Annotated in this window: 24 protein-coding genes; 17 read left to right on the top strand and 7 right to left on the bottom strand. The window is 64.0% G+C overall.

Features of this window, described 5'->3' with window-relative positions:
* Positions 1-2 precede the first annotated feature (2 nt).
* Positions 3-347 (top strand): hypothetical protein, encoded by a 345-nt coding sequence (locus tag D3876_RS08840; protein ID WP_119761488.1) that lies wholly within the window; start codon positions 3-5, stop codon positions 345-347.
* A gap of 426 nt (positions 348-773) precedes the next feature.
* Positions 774-1,031, top strand: a complete 258-nt coding sequence (locus tag D3876_RS08835; protein WP_119761487.1) for a YjhX family toxin — start codon at positions 774-776, stop codon at positions 1,029-1,031.
* A gap of 57 nt (positions 1,032-1,088) precedes the next feature.
* Here D3876_RS08835 and D3876_RS08830 read toward each other — a convergent pair whose 3' ends face one another.
* Entirely contained in the window at positions 1,089-1,490 is a 402-nt protein-coding gene (locus D3876_RS08830; RefSeq protein WP_119761485.1) for a hypothetical protein, read from the bottom strand.
* Between the two features lie 48 nt (positions 1,491-1,538).
* Positions 1,539-1,880, bottom strand: a complete 342-nt coding sequence (locus tag D3876_RS21230) for an SEC-C metal-binding domain-containing protein (protein ID WP_420801966.1) — start codon at positions 1,878-1,880, stop codon at positions 1,539-1,541.
* 302 nt (positions 1,881-2,182) lie between these two features.
* Between D3876_RS21230 and D3876_RS20225 the strand changes: the two genes are divergently transcribed.
* Positions 2,183-2,605, top strand: a complete 423-nt coding sequence (locus D3876_RS20225; protein WP_147417623.1) for a hypothetical protein — start codon at positions 2,183-2,185, stop codon at positions 2,603-2,605.
* A 122-nt stretch (positions 2,606-2,727) separates the two neighbouring features.
* Positions 2,728-3,141 (top strand): GFA family protein, encoded by a 414-nt coding sequence (locus D3876_RS08815; protein ID WP_119761480.1) that lies wholly within the window; start codon positions 2,728-2,730, stop codon positions 3,139-3,141.
* Between the two features lie 33 nt (positions 3,142-3,174).
* Here D3876_RS08815 and D3876_RS08810 read toward each other — a convergent pair whose 3' ends face one another.
* Both D3876_RS08810 and D3876_RS08805 read right to left on the bottom strand, forming a co-directional pair.
* On the bottom strand, positions 3,175-3,420 hold the full coding sequence (locus D3876_RS08810) for a DUF2171 domain-containing protein (RefSeq protein ID WP_119761478.1): 246 nt from the start codon (positions 3,418-3,420) through the stop codon (positions 3,175-3,177).
* A gap of 75 nt (positions 3,421-3,495) precedes the next feature.
* On the bottom strand, positions 3,496-4,086 hold the full coding sequence (locus tag D3876_RS08805; RefSeq protein ID WP_119761476.1) for a hypothetical protein: 591 nt from the start codon (positions 4,084-4,086) through the stop codon (positions 3,496-3,498).
* A 475-nt stretch (positions 4,087-4,561) separates the two neighbouring features.
* On the opposite strand from D3876_RS08805, the gene D3876_RS08800 reads away from it, so the two are divergent.
* The 7 genes from D3876_RS08800 (at position 4,562) to D3876_RS08770 (ending at position 9,199) form a co-directional block, all read left to right on the top strand.
* A complete protein-coding gene (locus D3876_RS08800; protein WP_182911963.1) occupies positions 4,562-4,921 on the top strand; it encodes a hypothetical protein in 360 nt (119 codons plus the stop codon).
* A 157-nt stretch (positions 4,922-5,078) separates the two neighbouring features.
* A complete protein-coding gene (locus D3876_RS08795; RefSeq protein WP_119761474.1) occupies positions 5,079-5,771 on the top strand; it encodes a DUF4893 domain-containing protein in 693 nt (230 codons plus the stop codon).
* Between the two features lie 90 nt (positions 5,772-5,861).
* Positions 5,862-6,197, top strand: coding sequence for a PilZ domain-containing protein (locus tag D3876_RS08790; RefSeq protein WP_182911962.1), 336 nt, complete (start codon positions 5,862-5,864; stop codon positions 6,195-6,197).
* Between the two features lie 85 nt (positions 6,198-6,282).
* Positions 6,283-6,648: a PilZ domain-containing protein gene (locus tag D3876_RS08785; protein WP_182911961.1), complete on the top strand. Its 366-nt coding sequence runs from the start codon at positions 6,283-6,285 to the stop codon at positions 6,646-6,648.
* A gap of 91 nt (positions 6,649-6,739) precedes the next feature.
* Positions 6,740-6,943 (top strand): hypothetical protein, encoded by a 204-nt coding sequence (locus tag D3876_RS08780; RefSeq protein WP_119761469.1) that lies wholly within the window; start codon positions 6,740-6,742, stop codon positions 6,941-6,943.
* Positions 6,944-7,159: 216 nt separating this feature from the next.
* On the top strand, positions 7,160-7,705 hold the full coding sequence (locus tag D3876_RS08775; RefSeq protein ID WP_119761467.1) for a glycine zipper 2TM domain-containing protein: 546 nt from the start codon (positions 7,160-7,162) through the stop codon (positions 7,703-7,705).
* Positions 7,706-7,831: 126 nt separating this feature from the next.
* Entirely contained in the window at positions 7,832-9,199 is a 1,368-nt protein-coding gene (locus D3876_RS08770; RefSeq protein ID WP_119761465.1) for a cytochrome P450, read from the top strand.
* Between the two features lie 6 nt (positions 9,200-9,205).
* Here D3876_RS08770 and D3876_RS08765 read toward each other — a convergent pair whose 3' ends face one another.
* Positions 9,206-10,108 (bottom strand): DUF1349 domain-containing protein, encoded by a 903-nt coding sequence (locus tag D3876_RS08765; protein ID WP_119761463.1) that lies wholly within the window; start codon positions 10,106-10,108, stop codon positions 9,206-9,208.
* A 172-nt stretch (positions 10,109-10,280) separates the two neighbouring features.
* Here D3876_RS08765 and D3876_RS08760 point away from each other — a divergent pair, with 172 nt between their 5' ends.
* Positions 10,281-10,802, top strand: a complete 522-nt coding sequence (locus tag D3876_RS08760; protein WP_119761461.1) for a hypothetical protein — start codon at positions 10,281-10,283, stop codon at positions 10,800-10,802.
* Here the strand turns inward: D3876_RS08760 and rarD are convergent, their stop codons facing one another.
* Positions 10,803-11,708 (bottom strand): EamA family transporter RarD, encoded by a 906-nt coding sequence (rarD, locus tag D3876_RS08755; RefSeq protein WP_119761459.1) that lies wholly within the window; start codon positions 11,706-11,708, stop codon positions 10,803-10,805. It lies immediately after the preceding gene.
* Positions 11,709-12,018: 310 nt separating this feature from the next.
* Between rarD and D3876_RS08750 the strand changes: the two genes are divergently transcribed.
* From D3876_RS08750 to D3876_RS08740, 3 genes are all read left to right on the top strand, one after another.
* Entirely contained in the window at positions 12,019-12,759 is a 741-nt protein-coding gene (locus D3876_RS08750; protein WP_119761458.1) for a hypothetical protein, read from the top strand.
* Positions 12,760-12,780: 21 nt separating this feature from the next.
* Positions 12,781-13,299 carry a hypothetical protein gene (locus D3876_RS08745; RefSeq protein ID WP_119761456.1) on the top strand — a complete coding sequence of 173 codons (519 nt, stop codon included), beginning with the start codon at positions 12,781-12,783 and terminating at the stop codon, positions 13,297-13,299.
* Between the two features lie 196 nt (positions 13,300-13,495).
* On the top strand, positions 13,496-14,071 hold the full coding sequence (locus D3876_RS08740) for a hypothetical protein (RefSeq protein ID WP_147417622.1): 576 nt from the start codon (positions 13,496-13,498) through the stop codon (positions 14,069-14,071).
* A 21-nt stretch (positions 14,072-14,092) separates the two neighbouring features.
* Here D3876_RS08740 and D3876_RS08735 read toward each other — a convergent pair whose 3' ends face one another.
* On the bottom strand, positions 14,093-14,317 hold the full coding sequence (locus D3876_RS08735) for a hypothetical protein (RefSeq protein ID WP_119761452.1): 225 nt from the start codon (positions 14,315-14,317) through the stop codon (positions 14,093-14,095).
* Between the two features lie 183 nt (positions 14,318-14,500).
* On the opposite strand from D3876_RS08735, the gene D3876_RS08730 reads away from it, so the two are divergent.
* The gene (locus tag D3876_RS08730; RefSeq protein ID WP_119761450.1) at positions 14,501-14,911 is read left to right on the top strand and encodes a DUF3597 domain-containing protein; all 411 of its coding nucleotides are present in this window, start codon (positions 14,501-14,503) and stop codon (positions 14,909-14,911) included.
* A 197-nt stretch (positions 14,912-15,108) separates the two neighbouring features.
* Entirely contained in the window at positions 15,109-16,401 is a 1,293-nt protein-coding gene (locus tag D3876_RS08720) for a homoserine dehydrogenase (RefSeq protein ID WP_119761447.1), read from the top strand.
* The last annotated feature ends 32 nt before the right edge of the window (positions 16,402-16,433 follow it).

Genomic DNA, 16,433 nt, shown 5'->3' with positions numbered 1-16,433 from the left:
CCATGGCCTATATAGCAACGACATATAACTGGGTGACGGTCCGCAGCAGAGTCTGGACAAAAATCTGGCAAGGCCCCCTGCTTCAGGGTTTTGTCTTCCAGTTCCTCGAGTTTGGCATGCCCCTCGGATCATCGACGGGCAATGCAATGGTAAGCTGGACGCTCGAAGGCTTCAGCGCGGCCCCGCCCTTCTATCAGCGCAGCTCCGGCACCTCCCCGGCACCTCCGCTAACGGGGTCCGGCTGGGGCGGATCCGCCGCCGCGGTGCTGTCGTTCCGGACATCGCCGTGGGTGGAATTCAACGTCCTCACCAACCGCGGCTGTCTTGCGCATATCTACGTCATTTGAACCGCAGCGCCCTTGCCCGACCTGCCCCGATATGCTTGATCCTCCCCACCTCAAGGCCGGAGTGGATATGCTGGAGATTGTCGCCCGCTGATTGACGTGACCGTGGCCATGGATCGCTTCCACATTGCGTGGAAACGCTCCGGCTTTTGCTGCCACATTTTCCGAGCCGCCGTCCGTAAACGGCCGACTTGAAAATGCTCCGGCCCCGGATCACCGTCAGCCGCGCGTGGAAGAGGTTCGGGCTTCTGGTCCGGCCGCTGTTCTCACGCGCCCGTCCAATAGGGCCGCGAACCTCCACCCGTTCGGGCTGAGCCTGTCGAAGCCCCTCCCTTCCCTTTCGGGTCGGGGGAAGAAGGAAAGTCCTTCGACAAGCTCAGGACAAACGGATCGGTGGGAATCGTAGCCCGGACAGGGGCAATCCCGACAATGAATATCTCGAAATACGAACAGCGCGTGCTCCACGCGCTGGCGCAAGGCGGGTGCATCGCGCACCGCCGCGATGAACGCGGCCGCATCGTCGAGGCCGAATGCTTCACGCGTGACGGCTGGCTGCTCGCCGACTGTAACTTGAGCGCCTTCGCACGCCTCAAGCGCCGCGGCCTGATCGCCAGCACCGGTGGCCAGCCCTACCGCATCACGCGGCTCGGCCTCGCCTCGGTCCGCGCTCAGCTCGACAACCGCTGAGCCGCAACCCCGCCGTGGCGCCATGCCACGGCGGGGCAGGCCGGCCATCCCAGCGGCTCAATGCCACACGGTCGGGGTCGCCTCTTCCGGCTTGGCGACGATCTGATACGCATCGCGGTACAGGATCGTGCCCGGCCGGTGCGTCACCACCTTGGTCACCGGCACGCCGCATTCGCGCAACAGGCTCGCCAGCACATGCGCGTGCGCGATCATCTCGCCCGCGTCGCCCACGAACCAGCAGATCCCGTCGCTCCGCCAGCGGCGGCACGACTTGACGAGGAAGTGACGGCGGCGCGGAACCGGCAGGTTGGCGTTGAACCAGTCGAGCTCGCGCCCGATCGCTTCGCCCAGCGCGCCGCCCGCATCGGCGTCGTACGCGCACCAGCCGGCCGGGCCGAACAGACCATGGCTCACACCGCGGCGGACCTCCCGCCACGGCGCATGGAAACGAACATACATGAAACCCTCCACGCGGGGCCTGCGCCCCGGCGGGCTTGCATCAGGGGATCACGCCGCGCGCGTCATGGACGGCGGCGTTGCTCGGGGGCCTACCGCCCCGTCTGGATGGAGGGCGGTGGCGCAAGACGGATGAAAAACATCATCGGCGCACCTGAAAATTCGTTTCGGAGGCGGGCCGATAAGCCTTCGGCGCACGATTGTAAAGCGGGGCGGCACGGCGCCTGGCCGTACCATCCCCGCCCGCATCAGAGCCGTTCTGGCCTCAGCGCCAATAATCACGCCGCCCGGCGCCGTCGAAACCGGCCCGATGACATGCAGCAATTGCTGAAATCTGCGCCCTGAGCCGCAGGGGCATGGGTCCTTCCGGCCCAGCTTCTCGACCAGCTCCACCTCGCCGCCACGGACGAAGCGCAAGCCGCGCTTCACGCGCGTCTCGCTGGGGAAGCCTTTGCGGCGTTTACTGGTGACCTCGAAAGCAGGGGAGGTCGGCGAATGCGTCGATATTCTTCATGATCGCCTCCTTTGATGCCGCGCGCCATGAGTCGCAGGACGGCGCCTGTGCCATTATTCGCTGTTTCGCGCAATTTTCCCGCCACTCCCCTCGCCTCGTCCCTCTTCGCGCACGGCGGAGCGTTAATCGGGCAGCATAGTGCGGCAGCGGCGCGTTTTACCGCGTGGAAAGGAGACTGAACATGCTTCGTATCCTGATGCTCGCGGGGGCCGCATTCATAGCTGCGCCGGCGCTGGCGCAGGACGTCAGTGCCCCGGCGACCGATCCGGCGATGGCGCCTCCCACCGTCAAGGGCTCGCCGGCGCAGCGCGAGCTTGCCGACAAGGCGGTGCCACCCATCGTCGCGACCGATCTCGACCTCAAGGTCATGCTCAACGTCGAATGGGCCAAATATGACATGGACGGCAGCGGCCTGCTCAACGAGGCCGAATTTGGCCACTTCCTGAAGGCCTTGCGCGAGGAAGCCGGCATGAAGGCGCCCACGGGCGAGGATGCGGGCGCCTGGAACGCCGCCGCCTTCGCCGAGGCCGACACCGACGCCAACGCCGGCATTTCGCAGGGCGAGATGCTTGCCTTGCTCGAAGGGCCAATGGCCAAGGGCTAAGCCCGCAAATATCCCGAAATGCGAACGGCGTGTGCTCCCACGCGCTGGCGCAGGGGCACCTCGCAAACTATGTTTTGCGGGGTGCCCGTCTCTGTGCGTACCGCGCCAAGGAAGGAGCGATCATGACCCAAAGCGGTGGATGCCTGTGTGGGGCGGTTCGCTATCGTGTCAGTGGCCCGCCGCAAGCGACATCCTTGTGCCACTGTGCATCCTGTCGCCGTGCGACGGGCGGGCCGTCGCTCGCCTGGGTGATCTTCCTCGAGGACAAGGTCGAGATCACGCAAGGCGAGCTCGCCATCTTTGAATCGTCTCCCGGTGTCGAGCGCGGCTTTTGCGCGCGCTGCGGCACCTCGCTAACCTACCGGCGGGCCAACCGGCCGGGTCTGTTCGACGTCACTACCGGCTCGCTTGACGATCCGGAGGCCTTCCCGCCCGGCAAGGAGATCTGGATCGAAGAGCGCCTGTCCTGGATCGCGCCCAACCCCGCGCTTCCCCAGCACGCGCAGTTCAGCACTCCCGCAGCTTCGCAGGACTGATCCGCGCGTCCGAATGCGCGGCGGCTGCCGGGGTCAGCCCTTCTCTTCCTCGAAAGTCACCGCGACATCGGCATTGGCGGAAAGCCGCACCTGATCGCCCTCTATGTCCGCGACCAGCCCGTTGGAGATATAGTGGTGATGCCGCGCATGCTCGCCGTGCTCGGTGTCCTTCCTGGTCAGCTTGATGCGATCGCCATCGACGCGGTCGACGGTGCCGACATGGACGCCATCGGCGCCGATCACTTCCATATGCTCGCGGATCTGGCTCAGGTCGGTCATTATGCTCTCCTCGGTGGTGAGAAACCCCGCCCACGCTGCAACGCCCGTCGCGCCGCGACGTTCCCGCAATCCAGGCTAGCCGAGCACGTCGTACATCCGGACGATCCAGCTCAAATAATAGAGCAGGAACAGGATCGGCAGCGCCAGATGGAAGCGCCGGTCGCGCGTCCATGTCGCGGCGGCGAACAACAGGATGCCGATGGCCAGCCGCGCTTCATATTCAGGCCCCAGCGCCTGGAGATGCGGACGCCCCTTGATCAGCGTGTCGAAATAATCCGCGGCGAAGCTCGCGATCAGCAGCCCGAAGAACCAGCCGCGGCGAGAGAGGAAATAATCCTCATAGCCCGTATAGTCGTCCATCTCCTCGGGGAAGAGCAGGCTCGCCAGCAGATAGAAGAGGAAGGCGTAGAACAGCACGAAGCCGAACAGTTCGAACCGCCACGGGCCGACGCGTGCGAGGCCGAATTGCCACCACCAGAAATGGACGATCATCACGAGGATCGCGGCGACCCAGATCAGGTGCGTGGCGTAAAGCGGTCGCTTGCCAGGATGCTGCACGATCTTCGCGATGCCGGAAAGGATGCGCGTCAGGCCAAGGCCAAGCACGACGCCGATCAGCATGCGAACGTGAAAGAACACATCGTGATTGCTTACGGCATCCTGCATCGCACGCCTCCGTCCCAGAGTCTGATCGGTTGGGGTGGAAGCACTTCGCGCTTCCACCGACGCCGTGAAGGTCTGGGCGGCAATGTGACCGCGTCGGCGGGGCACGCCAAGCCCCCGTCTGTGTGACCGCGCATCGCAAGTGATTTGATGCTTACGCGACCCCGAGCAAATTCGGTTCGTTGGACACCCCGACAAGAAAACGGACACAGGGCATGGCAGATCCCCGACCTGCCATGCCCTATGTCCCCACGGTCCCGGCGGGGTCGCGATCGCCGGGTCCGAATCTCGCGCGGCGCCTGAGTCGTTTCTCCTGCGCCACGACTCTGCATAGCGCAAAGCCGCGCCTGCGTATTGCAAAATCCGCATCTGCCCAGCCTAACTGTGGATGAACGCGCCGTTTTCGATGGTTCAGCCAGCGCGTGCCATTGCTATGGCCGCGAACGCATCGGGCGTTCGACACATCAGGAGCAATGGGATGCGTAAATTGATCATTGCGGCCGGATTGATCGGCCTTGCCGCCCTTCCCGCCACCCCCGCGCTCGCGGACAGCCCGCGCAGCGACCATCGCGAATATCGACGCGATGTTCGCGACGCCTATCGCGATTATGACCGCGACATGCGCCGCGCCGACAGTCGTCGTGACGTTTACGAGGCGCGCCGCGACCTTCAGCGCGACCTGCGCGAAGCACGCCGCGATTATCGCGACGATCGCCGCGACGACCGCGGCTGGGGTCGCGGCTATTGGCGCGGCGATCGGTGGCACAGCCAGGATCGCCGCGGCTACTGGCGCGACCGCTCGGGCTATTGGCACCGCGAGCGCGACTATCGCCGTTAAAGGCCGCAAATGGGACGGGGGTGGCTCGCCATCCCCCGGCACCTTCCCCAATTGCGCACGAGAGTTAGCCTTTCGTTAACTTTTGTCATTTACCTTTCCGTAGTATTTCAAATGTAATGAGGTGCGCGCGCGGGGGCGTGGCATCGCGGAGGCGTGCATGCGTATCGTGTTCGCTCAGTTCCCGTTCGTCATGGGCGGCCTAGCCCTGCTGGGCGGCTGCGCCAAGCCTGACGTGCCGCCGCCAGCCGCGCCTGCAGTCGTCGTCGCCGCCGAAGACGAATCGGAGGTCGAGTGGCGCAACTATGCCAGCCCCGCGGACATCGACCGGCTGGCGCGCCTGCGCGAAGATTGGCGCAACGGCCTCGCCGCGGTGCGCCCGGGCCGGGCGAAGCGCGCGATTACTGCATTGGGGGCGTTGCTCGACCCTGGGGTGGCACTGCCGCGCCCCGCGCCGCCACCTGGCAGTTATCGCTGCCGTGTATGGCGGCTGCCCAATTCGGAGGCGCGCGCCAGTCGCGGCTTCGTTTCGTACAAGCCTTTTTCGTGCCATGTCGGCGCCGACGACCCGCTGCTGACCTTCACCAAGCAAAGCGGATCTGAACGCCCTGCCGGCCGGATCTGGCCCGACGGAGACACTCAGCTCGTCTTTCTCGGCGCCATGGCGCGCGGCGACGAGCAATCGCCTCCTGCCTATGGCGATGACGCCGGGCGCAATCTTGTCGGACTGGTCGAACGGGTCGAACCTTTTCGCTGGCGCATGGTGTTGCCGAATCCCGTCGTCGAATCGCGCCTCGACGTCATCGAGCTCGTGCCGCTCGTGCCATTGATGACAGGCGAAGCACCGTCCTGACCCAATCGCGAAATCCGTTTCGGCTGTGAAACACCTTGTTAACCCTCTCGAATTAAGCCTATGCTGTCATATTCGGGGGGAATGGGCATCATGCGGATTGCGGCGCGGATGGCGGTCGAGAACGGGCCCGGTGGGGAACGTCGCACTACGCGTGCGCCCGTTCAGGTCAGTACGACAATGCGTGCGCTCGGCTATCACGGCTTCGACGTGATCATCCGCAACATCTCCGAACATGGCTTCATGGCGGATACCGCCACCGAGTTCGTCGAGGGTTCCTATGTTCGGCTGAAGCTGCCCTGCGTCGGCACGGTGCTCGCGCGCATCGCCTGGGCTAAGGGCGGACAGGTAGGCGGCGAGTTCCTCAACACCGTCAATCCCGTCCGGCTACGGCTGGTGATGGGCATGGGCGGAGCGACCGCGCACTGATCGCGGTTAACAATGATTGAGCTAAAGCCTTACTGAAATTTAACGCCTTGCCGCTACGCTGTGCTGCGATATTGGAGAACCGATCGTGCATATCGCAGCGAAAGTCGCCCTGGAAACGCCCGGCCCCAATCAGCGCCGGGTCGCACGTCAGGAGGTGGAGGTTTCCGCCACCCTGCGCGCATCGGGCAATCATGGCGTCGATATCGTGATCCGTAACATCTCCACGCTCGGTTTCATGGCCGAGGCGACGGGCGATTTCGATGCCGAAAGCCGCATCCGGGTGCGCCTTCCCGCGCTCGGCACGGTGCTTGCGCGGGTGGTCTGGGTCAAGGATGGCCGGCTGGGTTGCGAATTCACCAACGAGATAGATCTGCCGCGGCTGCGTGCAGTGCTCGCAGCGACCGGCGCCGCACCGCCGAAGCGCGATCGCCGGCCCCGGCTGGTTTCCTGACTCAACGCGCCGCCCCGTTTTGCGAAATTTTCGGCGCAATCTCGCCACCGTTCACCTTGCGTACAGTTACGCGCGTGATATAACTTGCTGCATGGGACGAGGCGCGACTCTGCTGGCTGCTGCGGCACTGGTGCCGCTCGGGTTCTATGCGGGCCCCGCCATGGCCTCGCGCGCCGACAGCGCGACGCGCTCGACAGAGGATTGCCCCGACAGAAAAGCGCAAGAGGTCGAGGTCGCGAAGGCGATGAAGCCCATGATCTCCAAGCCAAAGAAGCGTCGCTACGTCCTGATGTGATCGCGGCATCCGCACAGCTTCAGCAATTCTGATATTTTCAGTGCCGCGTCTTGCCCTCCGCGATCCATTATGCCTTGTGCGGCGCCGGTCGCGCGGTACGAAGTCTCCTGTCGCCGTCATGAACGCGTCGTAGCGGTGCGTTCACGAGACCTCCTCCATAATCGGCTCGTTACGGTATCGGTTCCGCTTCATGCGGGCCGCGTAGGAGTAGAAGACATGAAGAAATTTATCCTTGCGCTTGCAGCCCTCGCTGTCACCGCGCCGATTGCAGCCACCCCCGCGGCGGCCAAATCCGACCGTGAACGCGAATATCGCCGCGACGTTCGTGACGCGCAGCGCGATTATCGTCGAGATGTGCACGAGGCGCGCCGTGACTATCGCGACGATCGCCGCGGGGATCGCGACGACTGGCGCGATGATCGTCGCGAGGATCGCCGCGACTGGCGTCGCTATCGCAGCTATGACCATAACCGCTACGAACCGGGCTATCGCGGCTATTACGCCGACCGCTATTATCGTGACGGCCGCTACTATCAGCAGCGGAGGCTAGCTTACAACGACCGCGTCTATCGTGGCCGCGACAACCGCTATTATTGCCGCCGCGACGATGGGACGACCGGACTGATCGTCGGCGGCGCGATCGGCGCGCTGCTCGGCAACGAGATCGCACCCGGCGGTTCCAAGACGATCGGCGCCATCATCGGCGGTGGCGCGGGTGCGCTGCTTGGCCGGGAGGTCGATCGCGGGGTCACCTGCCGCTAAACCCCAGGTCTCTGTAAAGGCGCGGCTGGCGAATATCGCCGGTCGCGCCGCTTCATGTCTGCGCACTTGCCATCCCCCCGCCCGTTAAGTTACTTACCATAGTGTCAGTAACGTGGAGACGCTGAGATGGCCTATGCGCATACTTTCCAAGCCAATCCCCATTGGCTTCGGCGCAATGCTTCATCATCGCTGGACCATGTCCCCGGCACCGACGGCCCGCCGATTATCGGCACCACGCTCGAGGAGATTCGCGATCCGCGCGCCTTTACCGAGCGGATGGTCGCGCGCCATGGCCGCGTCTACCGTACACGCAGCTTCGGCGGCCGATCGGTCCAGTTGATCGGCGCGGAGGCCAACGAGCTCGGCTTTTTCGATCGCGACAAGCTCTTTTCGTCCGAACAGGGCTGGGGCCCGATGCTCAACCTCGTCTTCCCGCGCGGCCTGATGCTGATGGATTTCGAGAAGCACCGCGCGCACCGCCGGACGCTCTCGGTCGCCTTCAAGCCCGAGCCGATGCGGCGCTATGCGGACGCGCTCAATCAGGGCATCCGCACGGGCATTGTCGACTGGTCGAACCGACAGATCAAATTCTACCCCGCGATCAAGCAGCTCACGCTCGACCTGGCCGCGACCTCGTTTTTGGGCATTCCCTTCGGGCCCGAAGCAACCAAGGTGAATCAGGCCTTTGTCGACATGGTCCAGGCGACAATCGGGCTGGTGCGTTTCCCCCTGCCCTTCACCGCCATGCGCAAGGGCGTTCGCGCGCGCGCCTATCTGGTCGACTATTTCGGCCGCGAGGTGCCCAAACGGCGCGCAGGCGACGGCGACGACATCTTCAGCCAGATCTGCCGCGCTCGCCACGAAGATGGCAGTCAGCTCGGCGACGACGAGATCGTCGATCACATGAACTTCCTGATGATGGCGGCGCACGACACCACCACCTCGTCGATCACGACGATGGTGTCGCTGCTCGGCCGCCATCCCGAATGGCAGGACCGGCTGCGCGAGGAGATGCTCGGGCTCGGCCTCAACGGCGACACCCTGCCCTATGACCGCGTCGACGAGCTCGTGCTCACCGACTACGCCTTCAAGGAATCGCTGCGCCTGATCCCGCCGGTGCCAGCCATCCCGCGCCGCGCGGTGCGGGACTTCTCCTACGGCGGATATGAATTCCCCGCGGGCACCTTCATCGGGCTGCACCCCGACTACACGCATCACATGGCCGAATACTGGCCCGAACCCGCGAAGTTCGACCCGATGCGCTTCGCCCCCGATGCGGTGCGCGCGCGGCACAAATATGCCTGGGTGCCCTTTGGCGGCGGCGCACATATGTGCCTGGGTCTGCACTTCGCTTATCTTCAGGCGAAGATCTTCTTCTACCATTTGCTCACGACGCATCGGATCGTTCCCGCTGGAAGCGGCGAGACCAGATGGCAGTATTTCCCGATCCCCAAGCCCAGGGACGGCCTGCCCGTCCGGCTCGAAAGGCTCTGAGCGCGATCAGCCGCCGAGTGCTGCGAGGAGTTCCGCCTCGGGCAAATTTGGGTTGGCCAGCGGGTTGCCGCCGCTCACCTGCGCATACCAGTCGCGCGGCGCCTGCAGCTTTGGCCGGCTGAAGCGGATCCAGTCGACTTCCAGCGCCATGTCGACGGGCGCCGCGGTGTTGACGTTCCGGTTCATCCGCTCGGGGTCGTCGGGCTCCTGCGGCAAATCCTTGCTGTGCGTATAGGCGATCAGCCCTACCTGCATCGCCGGCCGCGCCTCCATGCGATAGAAACGGTCGCGGACCTCCCAGGGGCTGTTCGCATCGCGCCGCGCAAGCGCGAACAGCGCCATGCCGACGCGCACCAGCCGAAGCTCGACCCAGCCATTGGCATAGGGCCTCAGCTTGAGCGACGAACTGCTGTTATACGTGCCCTTGGTCTCGGTCATCGTCTTGCCCGCTTCGTGACCAATCCCCGTCGTGATGAAATGCCAGTTCTCCGCGCGGGGCTCCCATTTGCCGGCATTGCTCCGGTTGGGCACACGCGCCATCAAACCGCCCAGCGACCATGTGTCCTCCGAAACCTCCCCCTTCAGCCCGCGCACCCGCACGCGCGCGCGAACATCGAAATCGCCTTCCACCGTCTTGAACAGGAAAGGCGCGTTGAGGTCGCGCACCCAGGCGGAATGATGCGGTTCGAGATGAAGCGCGCCTGCCGTGGTGCCGCCTATGTCGAGCGCCTTGATCTTGTTCGGCCAACCGAATGCGTCATGGAACTGCGTCCAGCCGTCGGACAGCGCCTTACCGTCGAACTCGTCGTTGAGCGCCGAGATGTCGGGCTGGGCCGTCGGCTGCGCGATGGCCTGAGGGCTGGCGCCCAGCACCGCAATCACCGCAAGAATACCCGAAATCCGTCGCATGCATGGCCCCCGCTGAGATAGGCCTATCGGCAAAATGATCTGCGCTATTGGCGCAACCTGCTTTTCGACCAACGACAAAGCTGGCGCGTCCGGCGCAACGCGGCCTCGCAGCTTGACGCAACTATGCCAACGCAGTACCGTATTAGTCTATTAATACAGTGGAGGATGATCGATGAACTCGCCGACCTTCGCCCTTGCGGGCCTGTCCGCGCTCGCGCTGCTCGCCGCCTGCGGCAAATCCGACGACGCTGGCAATGGCACCGCGATCAGCATCCAGGGCAAGACCGACAAGGGGCAGAACGCTTCGGCCAGCGCCGACGCCGATGGCCGCGTCAATATCAACCTTCCCGGCTTCAAGGCGGACGTGAACCTGCCAAAAATCGCGCTCGACGCAGACAATATGGATATCGGCGGGGTGAAACTCTATCCCGGCTCGAAGGTCACCGCGGTCAACATCCTCGGCGACGGCGAGGCCGCAGGCGATCAGGACAAGGTCACCATCGTCTTCGATGCGCCGGCCGATGCCGCCACGCTTAAGACCTGGTTCACCGAAAAGATGAGCGCCGAAAACTTCACGCTCGCCGCCAGCGCCAATGGCCTGTCGGGCAAGACCGATGATGGCGAGCCCTTCACGCTCGATTTCGGCGCGGGCGCGGCAGGGCACACGACGGGCACCTTCACCATCAGCGGATGATCAGTCGGCCAGCGCGACCCTTCGCCTGCGCAGCTCGCTCACCCCGCTCACAGCGAAGATCGCGAGCCCCGTCCAGATGAACGCGAAACAGATCAGGTGCGACGTCGTCAGCGGCTCGCCATAGACGAACACCGCCAGCAGGAACTGGATAGTGGGCGCGAGATATTGCAGCAGCCCCAATGTCGCATAGGGCATGCGCCGCGCCGCGGCGGCGAAGAGCAGCAGCGGCACCGCGGTCACGATCCCGCTCGCCGCGATCAGCAGGCTGATGTCGGTGCCGGAGCCGAAGGACAAGGCTCCCGAATTTCCCAGCCACCACAGATAGCCGAGCGCGAAGGGCGCAAGCATCAGCGTCTCGACCGACAGCCCCTCGAGTGACTCGACAGGCGCGATCTTCCTCAGCAGGCCATAGGTTGCAAAGGTGAAGGCGAGCGAGAGGCTGATCCACAGCCCGCTCCCCGCGCCGACCGCAAGCACCGCGACCCCGATCGCCGCCAGCGCCACAGCGATCATCTGCGCACGCCCCAGCCGCTCCTTCAGCAGCACGACGCCCATCGCCACGTTCACCAGCGGGTTGAGGAAATAGCCCAGGCTTGATTCGAGCACGTGATTGTTCACGATCGCCCAGACATAGATCAGCCAGTTTGCGGCGATCAGCAGCGCGGTCACGGCCAGAATGCGCAGAGCCTTCGGGTTGACAAGCGCCGCGCGCAGCGCCGGGAAGCTGCCTTTGACCGCAACCAGCCCGGCCAGGAACGCGACCGACCAGACGATCCGCTGCGCCACCACCTCGCTTGGCAACACGCTGGCAAGCAGTTTGAAATAGGCGGGAAGAAAGCCCCAGATCAGATAGGCGCCCAGCCCATAGGCAATGCCGGCGCGGCCCTGTGCGGATTGGCTCACCATGTGCCGCCCCTAGCGCAGCATGGCTCCAGGCGCGAGCGCCTATCTCCTCATCGAGGCAAAGAAATTATTCGCGCGCCGCTCGATCGCACCGGCCGTCCCGATCCTCGATCTCGAAGCGCCACCCGAATGGGATCAACCGGACATTGCACCGATATGGTCAAAGTTCCCAATATTAAACTCGAATTTCGATACAATATTCTCTTAAATTAGAACACATACAATATATTAGATCTCCAATAGATCTCGAAAACATCATTCAACTTGCGTCGATTGAAACTGAATTGCGTAAATATTCACGAGGAGGACGCCAATGAGCACTTTTTCGAAGATATTGGAGAGTTTCGACGGGTCGGATGAGCTTGCACAGGCCGAACGCGAAGCGCTGGACGCACTCGCTGGTCTTGCCGATGCCAAGCGCGAACTGTTCACCAAGCAAATCAATCTTCTGATCCTGGACGCGGGAACCGGCACCAACAAAACGGTCCCGATCTCGTCGGTGCTGCGAACCGATGGCCTTTCAAGAGCCTATTCATCGAGCAGCGCGAAGGACATAGGCGACGTGCTGAAAACAGCGCTTGGCGGTTTCATCGAGGGCGGGGTCGACAATATTCTCGACGGCATATTCTCGATTCTGACGCGAACGCTCGAGATATTCCTCGGAAGCACCGAGGGCGAGGAACTGACCAAGGCGGAATATTTCGTCTATTCCACCGAGTTCGCGATTTATCGGGTCGATCTCATGGCGTGGTCGCGAACGGTGACTGCAGTCTCTCTCAAATCAAAAATCGAGCAGTCGACCGCCTTCTCCTACGTCATCTCGAATGTGGATATCGAGCGCATCAAATGGATCGACTTTGTCGCAATCTATACGTTGCAACTCAAAAACATCGAGTCACTGACGCCGGAGGAGCGCGCCGCCGCAAAGCAGCGCATGACAGACACCTGGAATTTCCTGAAGGGCCCTGACGTCGAAGCGGCCGCGCTCGAGGCCGCGCCCAACTTCGCGCGGGTCGAGGCGGAATACCAGATACCGCTGGTTTCTTACCGATAGGCGCGGCGGGGAGTGAGACTCATGAAACTTCGGCACATCTGGCTTCTGTCGCTCCTCCCGCTCGCCGCCTGCGTCGAACGCCCTTCCGTCGCACCGCCGCCGCCTGTGGGGGCCGCGCAGCAAGTCACCGTCACGCTCTATCGGGGGCTTCGCGTCCTGCCTGGCACGAACAATCAGATCGATTGGTCGCGCAACAGCTTCGGGGTTTCGGGACAACCGCCGACGCTCTCGCTCTTCAACGCGATGGCATTGCCCAATATCCCCTGCTGGATCTCGTTCGACGTCGATGCCATCGCGCCCGTCGGGCCGGGCGCCATTGCTTCGCTCACCATCCCCCATCCGCCCCCCGGCGACGCCAATCCCGGCCCGTGGAACGTCGTATTCGACGATAATCCGCCGGGCCATTGGTCGATCGCGCGCGCAACGATCGGTGGCGCAAACAACACCCAGTCGAGTAACATGGCGGCGGCGGTGTTCCACGCCAAGGTTGTCGGAGGGTCGGCGCAGATCCACGACGGAACGGCCGTTGGCTGCCACTAGAGCGGCGTGCGTAGAATGTGCATCATTATCGCTCATCCTGAGGAGCCGTTGAGCGAAGCCGAAACGGCGTCGCGAAGGACGCACAGAGCCGGTCCTTCGAGACGGGTCTTCGCCAAGCTCAGCCCCTCCTCAGGATGAGCGGTTCCGATCTTACGCTCGAGGCTCTAGCCTGATTGCTACCCTAGGAGTTGGCCATTTGGCGTTCGAGATTCACTGCAATCGCTGCACGATGTCCCGGGCGGAGTGGCGTGCTCTCATCGATGACTGGCGCGCGATTTCAATGGGACGTCCGGGACAGGTGAGAAGACGTGCACTGGGACGGCTGGAGGCTGCGACACCCGCCGAACTCGCCGTCCTGGGCCTCGCCGAACGCGATTACGCCAGGGACTGGATGAGATCGACCGACATGGCCGCCGGCCTCGCACTGTCCTTGCTTCTTCTGGATCGCCTGACCCCGATAACGCCGCTGCCCGCGACGACTTGGCACGACATGTACCATCGCGGCGAAAGCCTTGGCATCCCGCCGCTACTGGCCAGGATGACCGCGCATGGCCCGCCGCTGGTCCGCTGGCTCGCGGCCTTCGCGCGAACCGGGCATCCATCCCGCGAGCCCACCGACGCGCACATCGGCGGATGGATGCCGGCACGGACGGCGCTGAGATTGCGACCGCACCTGCGTCCCGAAGGCAGCGATGCCGCGCACGACGCCATCCGCAGGCTGCTCTGCGCACTCGACGATTGCGACTGGCTGATGATCAGCGTCAACGCGTGATGCGTTCCGCTCGCTTGCAGATCAACCCGGCCCTTCGTCCTCATCCGCGATATCGGGCAGCAGCGCCGTGTGAAACAGCTCCTCCCCGTCGGGCGCGTCGCCCATCACTTCGATGATCTGATCTCGCTGGCCGGTGTCATAACCGTCAAGCCCGCGCTCGGCGTCATTCCCTTCGTGCCAGAGGCCGAAAAGCAATTCCTCCTTCGGCCGCGACCGAGTCGCGGGAATGTTACCTTTGCCGGGCATGTCGGGATCTCCTTGGTGCTGTCTCCTTGTGCGGCGCGCGAGTGGCGCGTCTTCGCAGATCGACGCGCAGGGACTCGCCCGCGCCTCTGGTGTAACAAGGGGTGAAACCGGAGGGGCAGTCAATGAGTTTTCACGTTCGGGCCCGATACGCGACGGACCCGACCTAAGCGGAGGAGACGACCGATGAGCATTTTCGGCAAGATCAAGGATGCAATCTTCGGAAAGAAGAAGGCGCCCGACCCCACGCCTTCCACCTCGGCCATGCCCCAGATGAACACGCCGTCCGATCCCGGTTTCGCGCCTGCAGCAGCGCCCGCCGCCGCGCCCGTCATCGCGGAGGTCGATGTCGTTGCGGTCCTTACCGAGAAAGCGGCAGGCGCGGGCCAGGCGCTCAACTGGCGCAGCTCGATCGTCGACCTGATGAAGCTGCTCGACCTCGATTCGAGCCTTGAGAACCGCAAGGAACTCGCCGCCGAACTCGGCTATACCGGCGACACCAATGACAGCGCGACCATGAACATCTGGCTCCACAAGCAAGTGATGCGTGAACTCTCCGAGAATGGCGGCATCGTCCCTGCCGAGCTGAAAGACTGACTTTCCCGCTCGATCACTGCCACCCTTTCTGTGTCATCCCCGCGAAGGCGGGGATCCAGACGATGTCGGGCGTTCGCGCGGACGACTCTGGATTCCCGCTTTCGCGGGAATGACATCGAGGGGAATTCCAAAATCCTTGGCAATCGCCGCCTCCTCGGCTTAGGAGGCGGCGATTGTGAAGCGATGAAGGGATCGAAATGGCGGAGCCGCTCAAGGTAGCGCTGGCAGGACTTGGCACCGTGGGCGGCGGCGTCATTCGCCTGATCGACGCCAACCGCGCGCTGATCGAGCGTCGCGCAGGCCGTCCGATCGAGATCGTCGCGGTCTCCGCGCGCGACCGCGGCAAGGACCGCGGCGTCGACATTTCGCGCTTCCAATGGGTCGACGACATGACCGCGCTGGGCGAACTCAGCGGCGCTGACGTCGTCGTCGAACTGATCGGCGGTTCGGATGGCCCCGCGCTCACGCTCGCGCGCAACACACTCAAATCGGGCAAGGCCTTCGTCACCGCCAACAAGGCGATGATCGCGCATCACGGCGTCGATCTCGCGCGGCTGGCGGACGAAAAGGACATTCCCTTAAAGTTCGAGGCCGCGGTGGCGGGCGGCATCCCCGTCATCAAGGGGCTGCGCGAGGGCGCGGCCGCCAACGAGATCATGCGCGTCTACGGGATCCTCAACGGCACCTGCAACTACATCCTGACGACGATGGAAAAGGACGGCCGCGACTTCGCCGAAGTGCTCGCAGAGGCGCAGGCGCTTGGCTATGCCGAGTCCGATCCGAGCTTCGACATCGACGGCGTCGACGCCGCGCACAAGCTCTCGATCCTCGCCAGCCTCGCCTTCGGCAGCGAGCTCGACTTCGCGGGCGTCGCCGCCACCGGCATCCGCCATGTCATTGCCGCCGACATCTTCGAAGCCGCGCAACTCGGCTTTCGCGTCCGGCTCGTCGGCGTCGCCGAGGCCAATGGCGGCGGGCTCTTCCAGCGCGTCCATCCCTGCCTCGTGCCGATCAGCCATCCACTCGCGCATGTCGCGGGCTCATTGAACGCCGTCGTCGCCGAGGGCAATTTCGTCGGCCGCCTGTTCTTCCAGGGCGCGGGCGCCGGCGATGGACCGACCGCCTCCGCCGTCGTCGCCGATCTGATCGACGTCGCGCGCAACGAATATGGCCCCGCCTTCGCAATGCCCGTCGCCTCGCTCGCCCAGCCGGGTCGCGCCGATGCGGGCGAGCGCACGGGGCGGTGCTATATCCGTCTCGTCGTCGAAGACCGGACCGGCGTGCTCGCCGAGATCGCGACCGCGATGCGCGATGCGGCGGTTTCGATCGAGAGCTTCATCCAGCGCGGCGTGACCGAGGATGGCGACGCGGTGATCGCGCTCGTCACGCACGAATGCCCCGAACGCAACGTCGCCGACGCGCTCCAGCGCCTCTCGGGTTCGACGAGCCTGATCGGCGCGCCGATGCTGATGCATATCCTCGATTTCTGATCTCACCCGCAAATCCGCAGGACCGTTCGGGC

The sequence above is a fragment of the Sphingomonas cavernae genome (assembly GCF_003590775.1).
In the GTDB taxonomy this organism is placed as follows: Bacteria; Pseudomonadota; Alphaproteobacteria; order Sphingomonadales; family Sphingomonadaceae; genus Sphingobium_A; species Sphingobium_A cavernae.
Note: the sequence above shows the minus strand (reverse complement) of the source record. Positions and strands in the feature narration are given on the sequence as shown.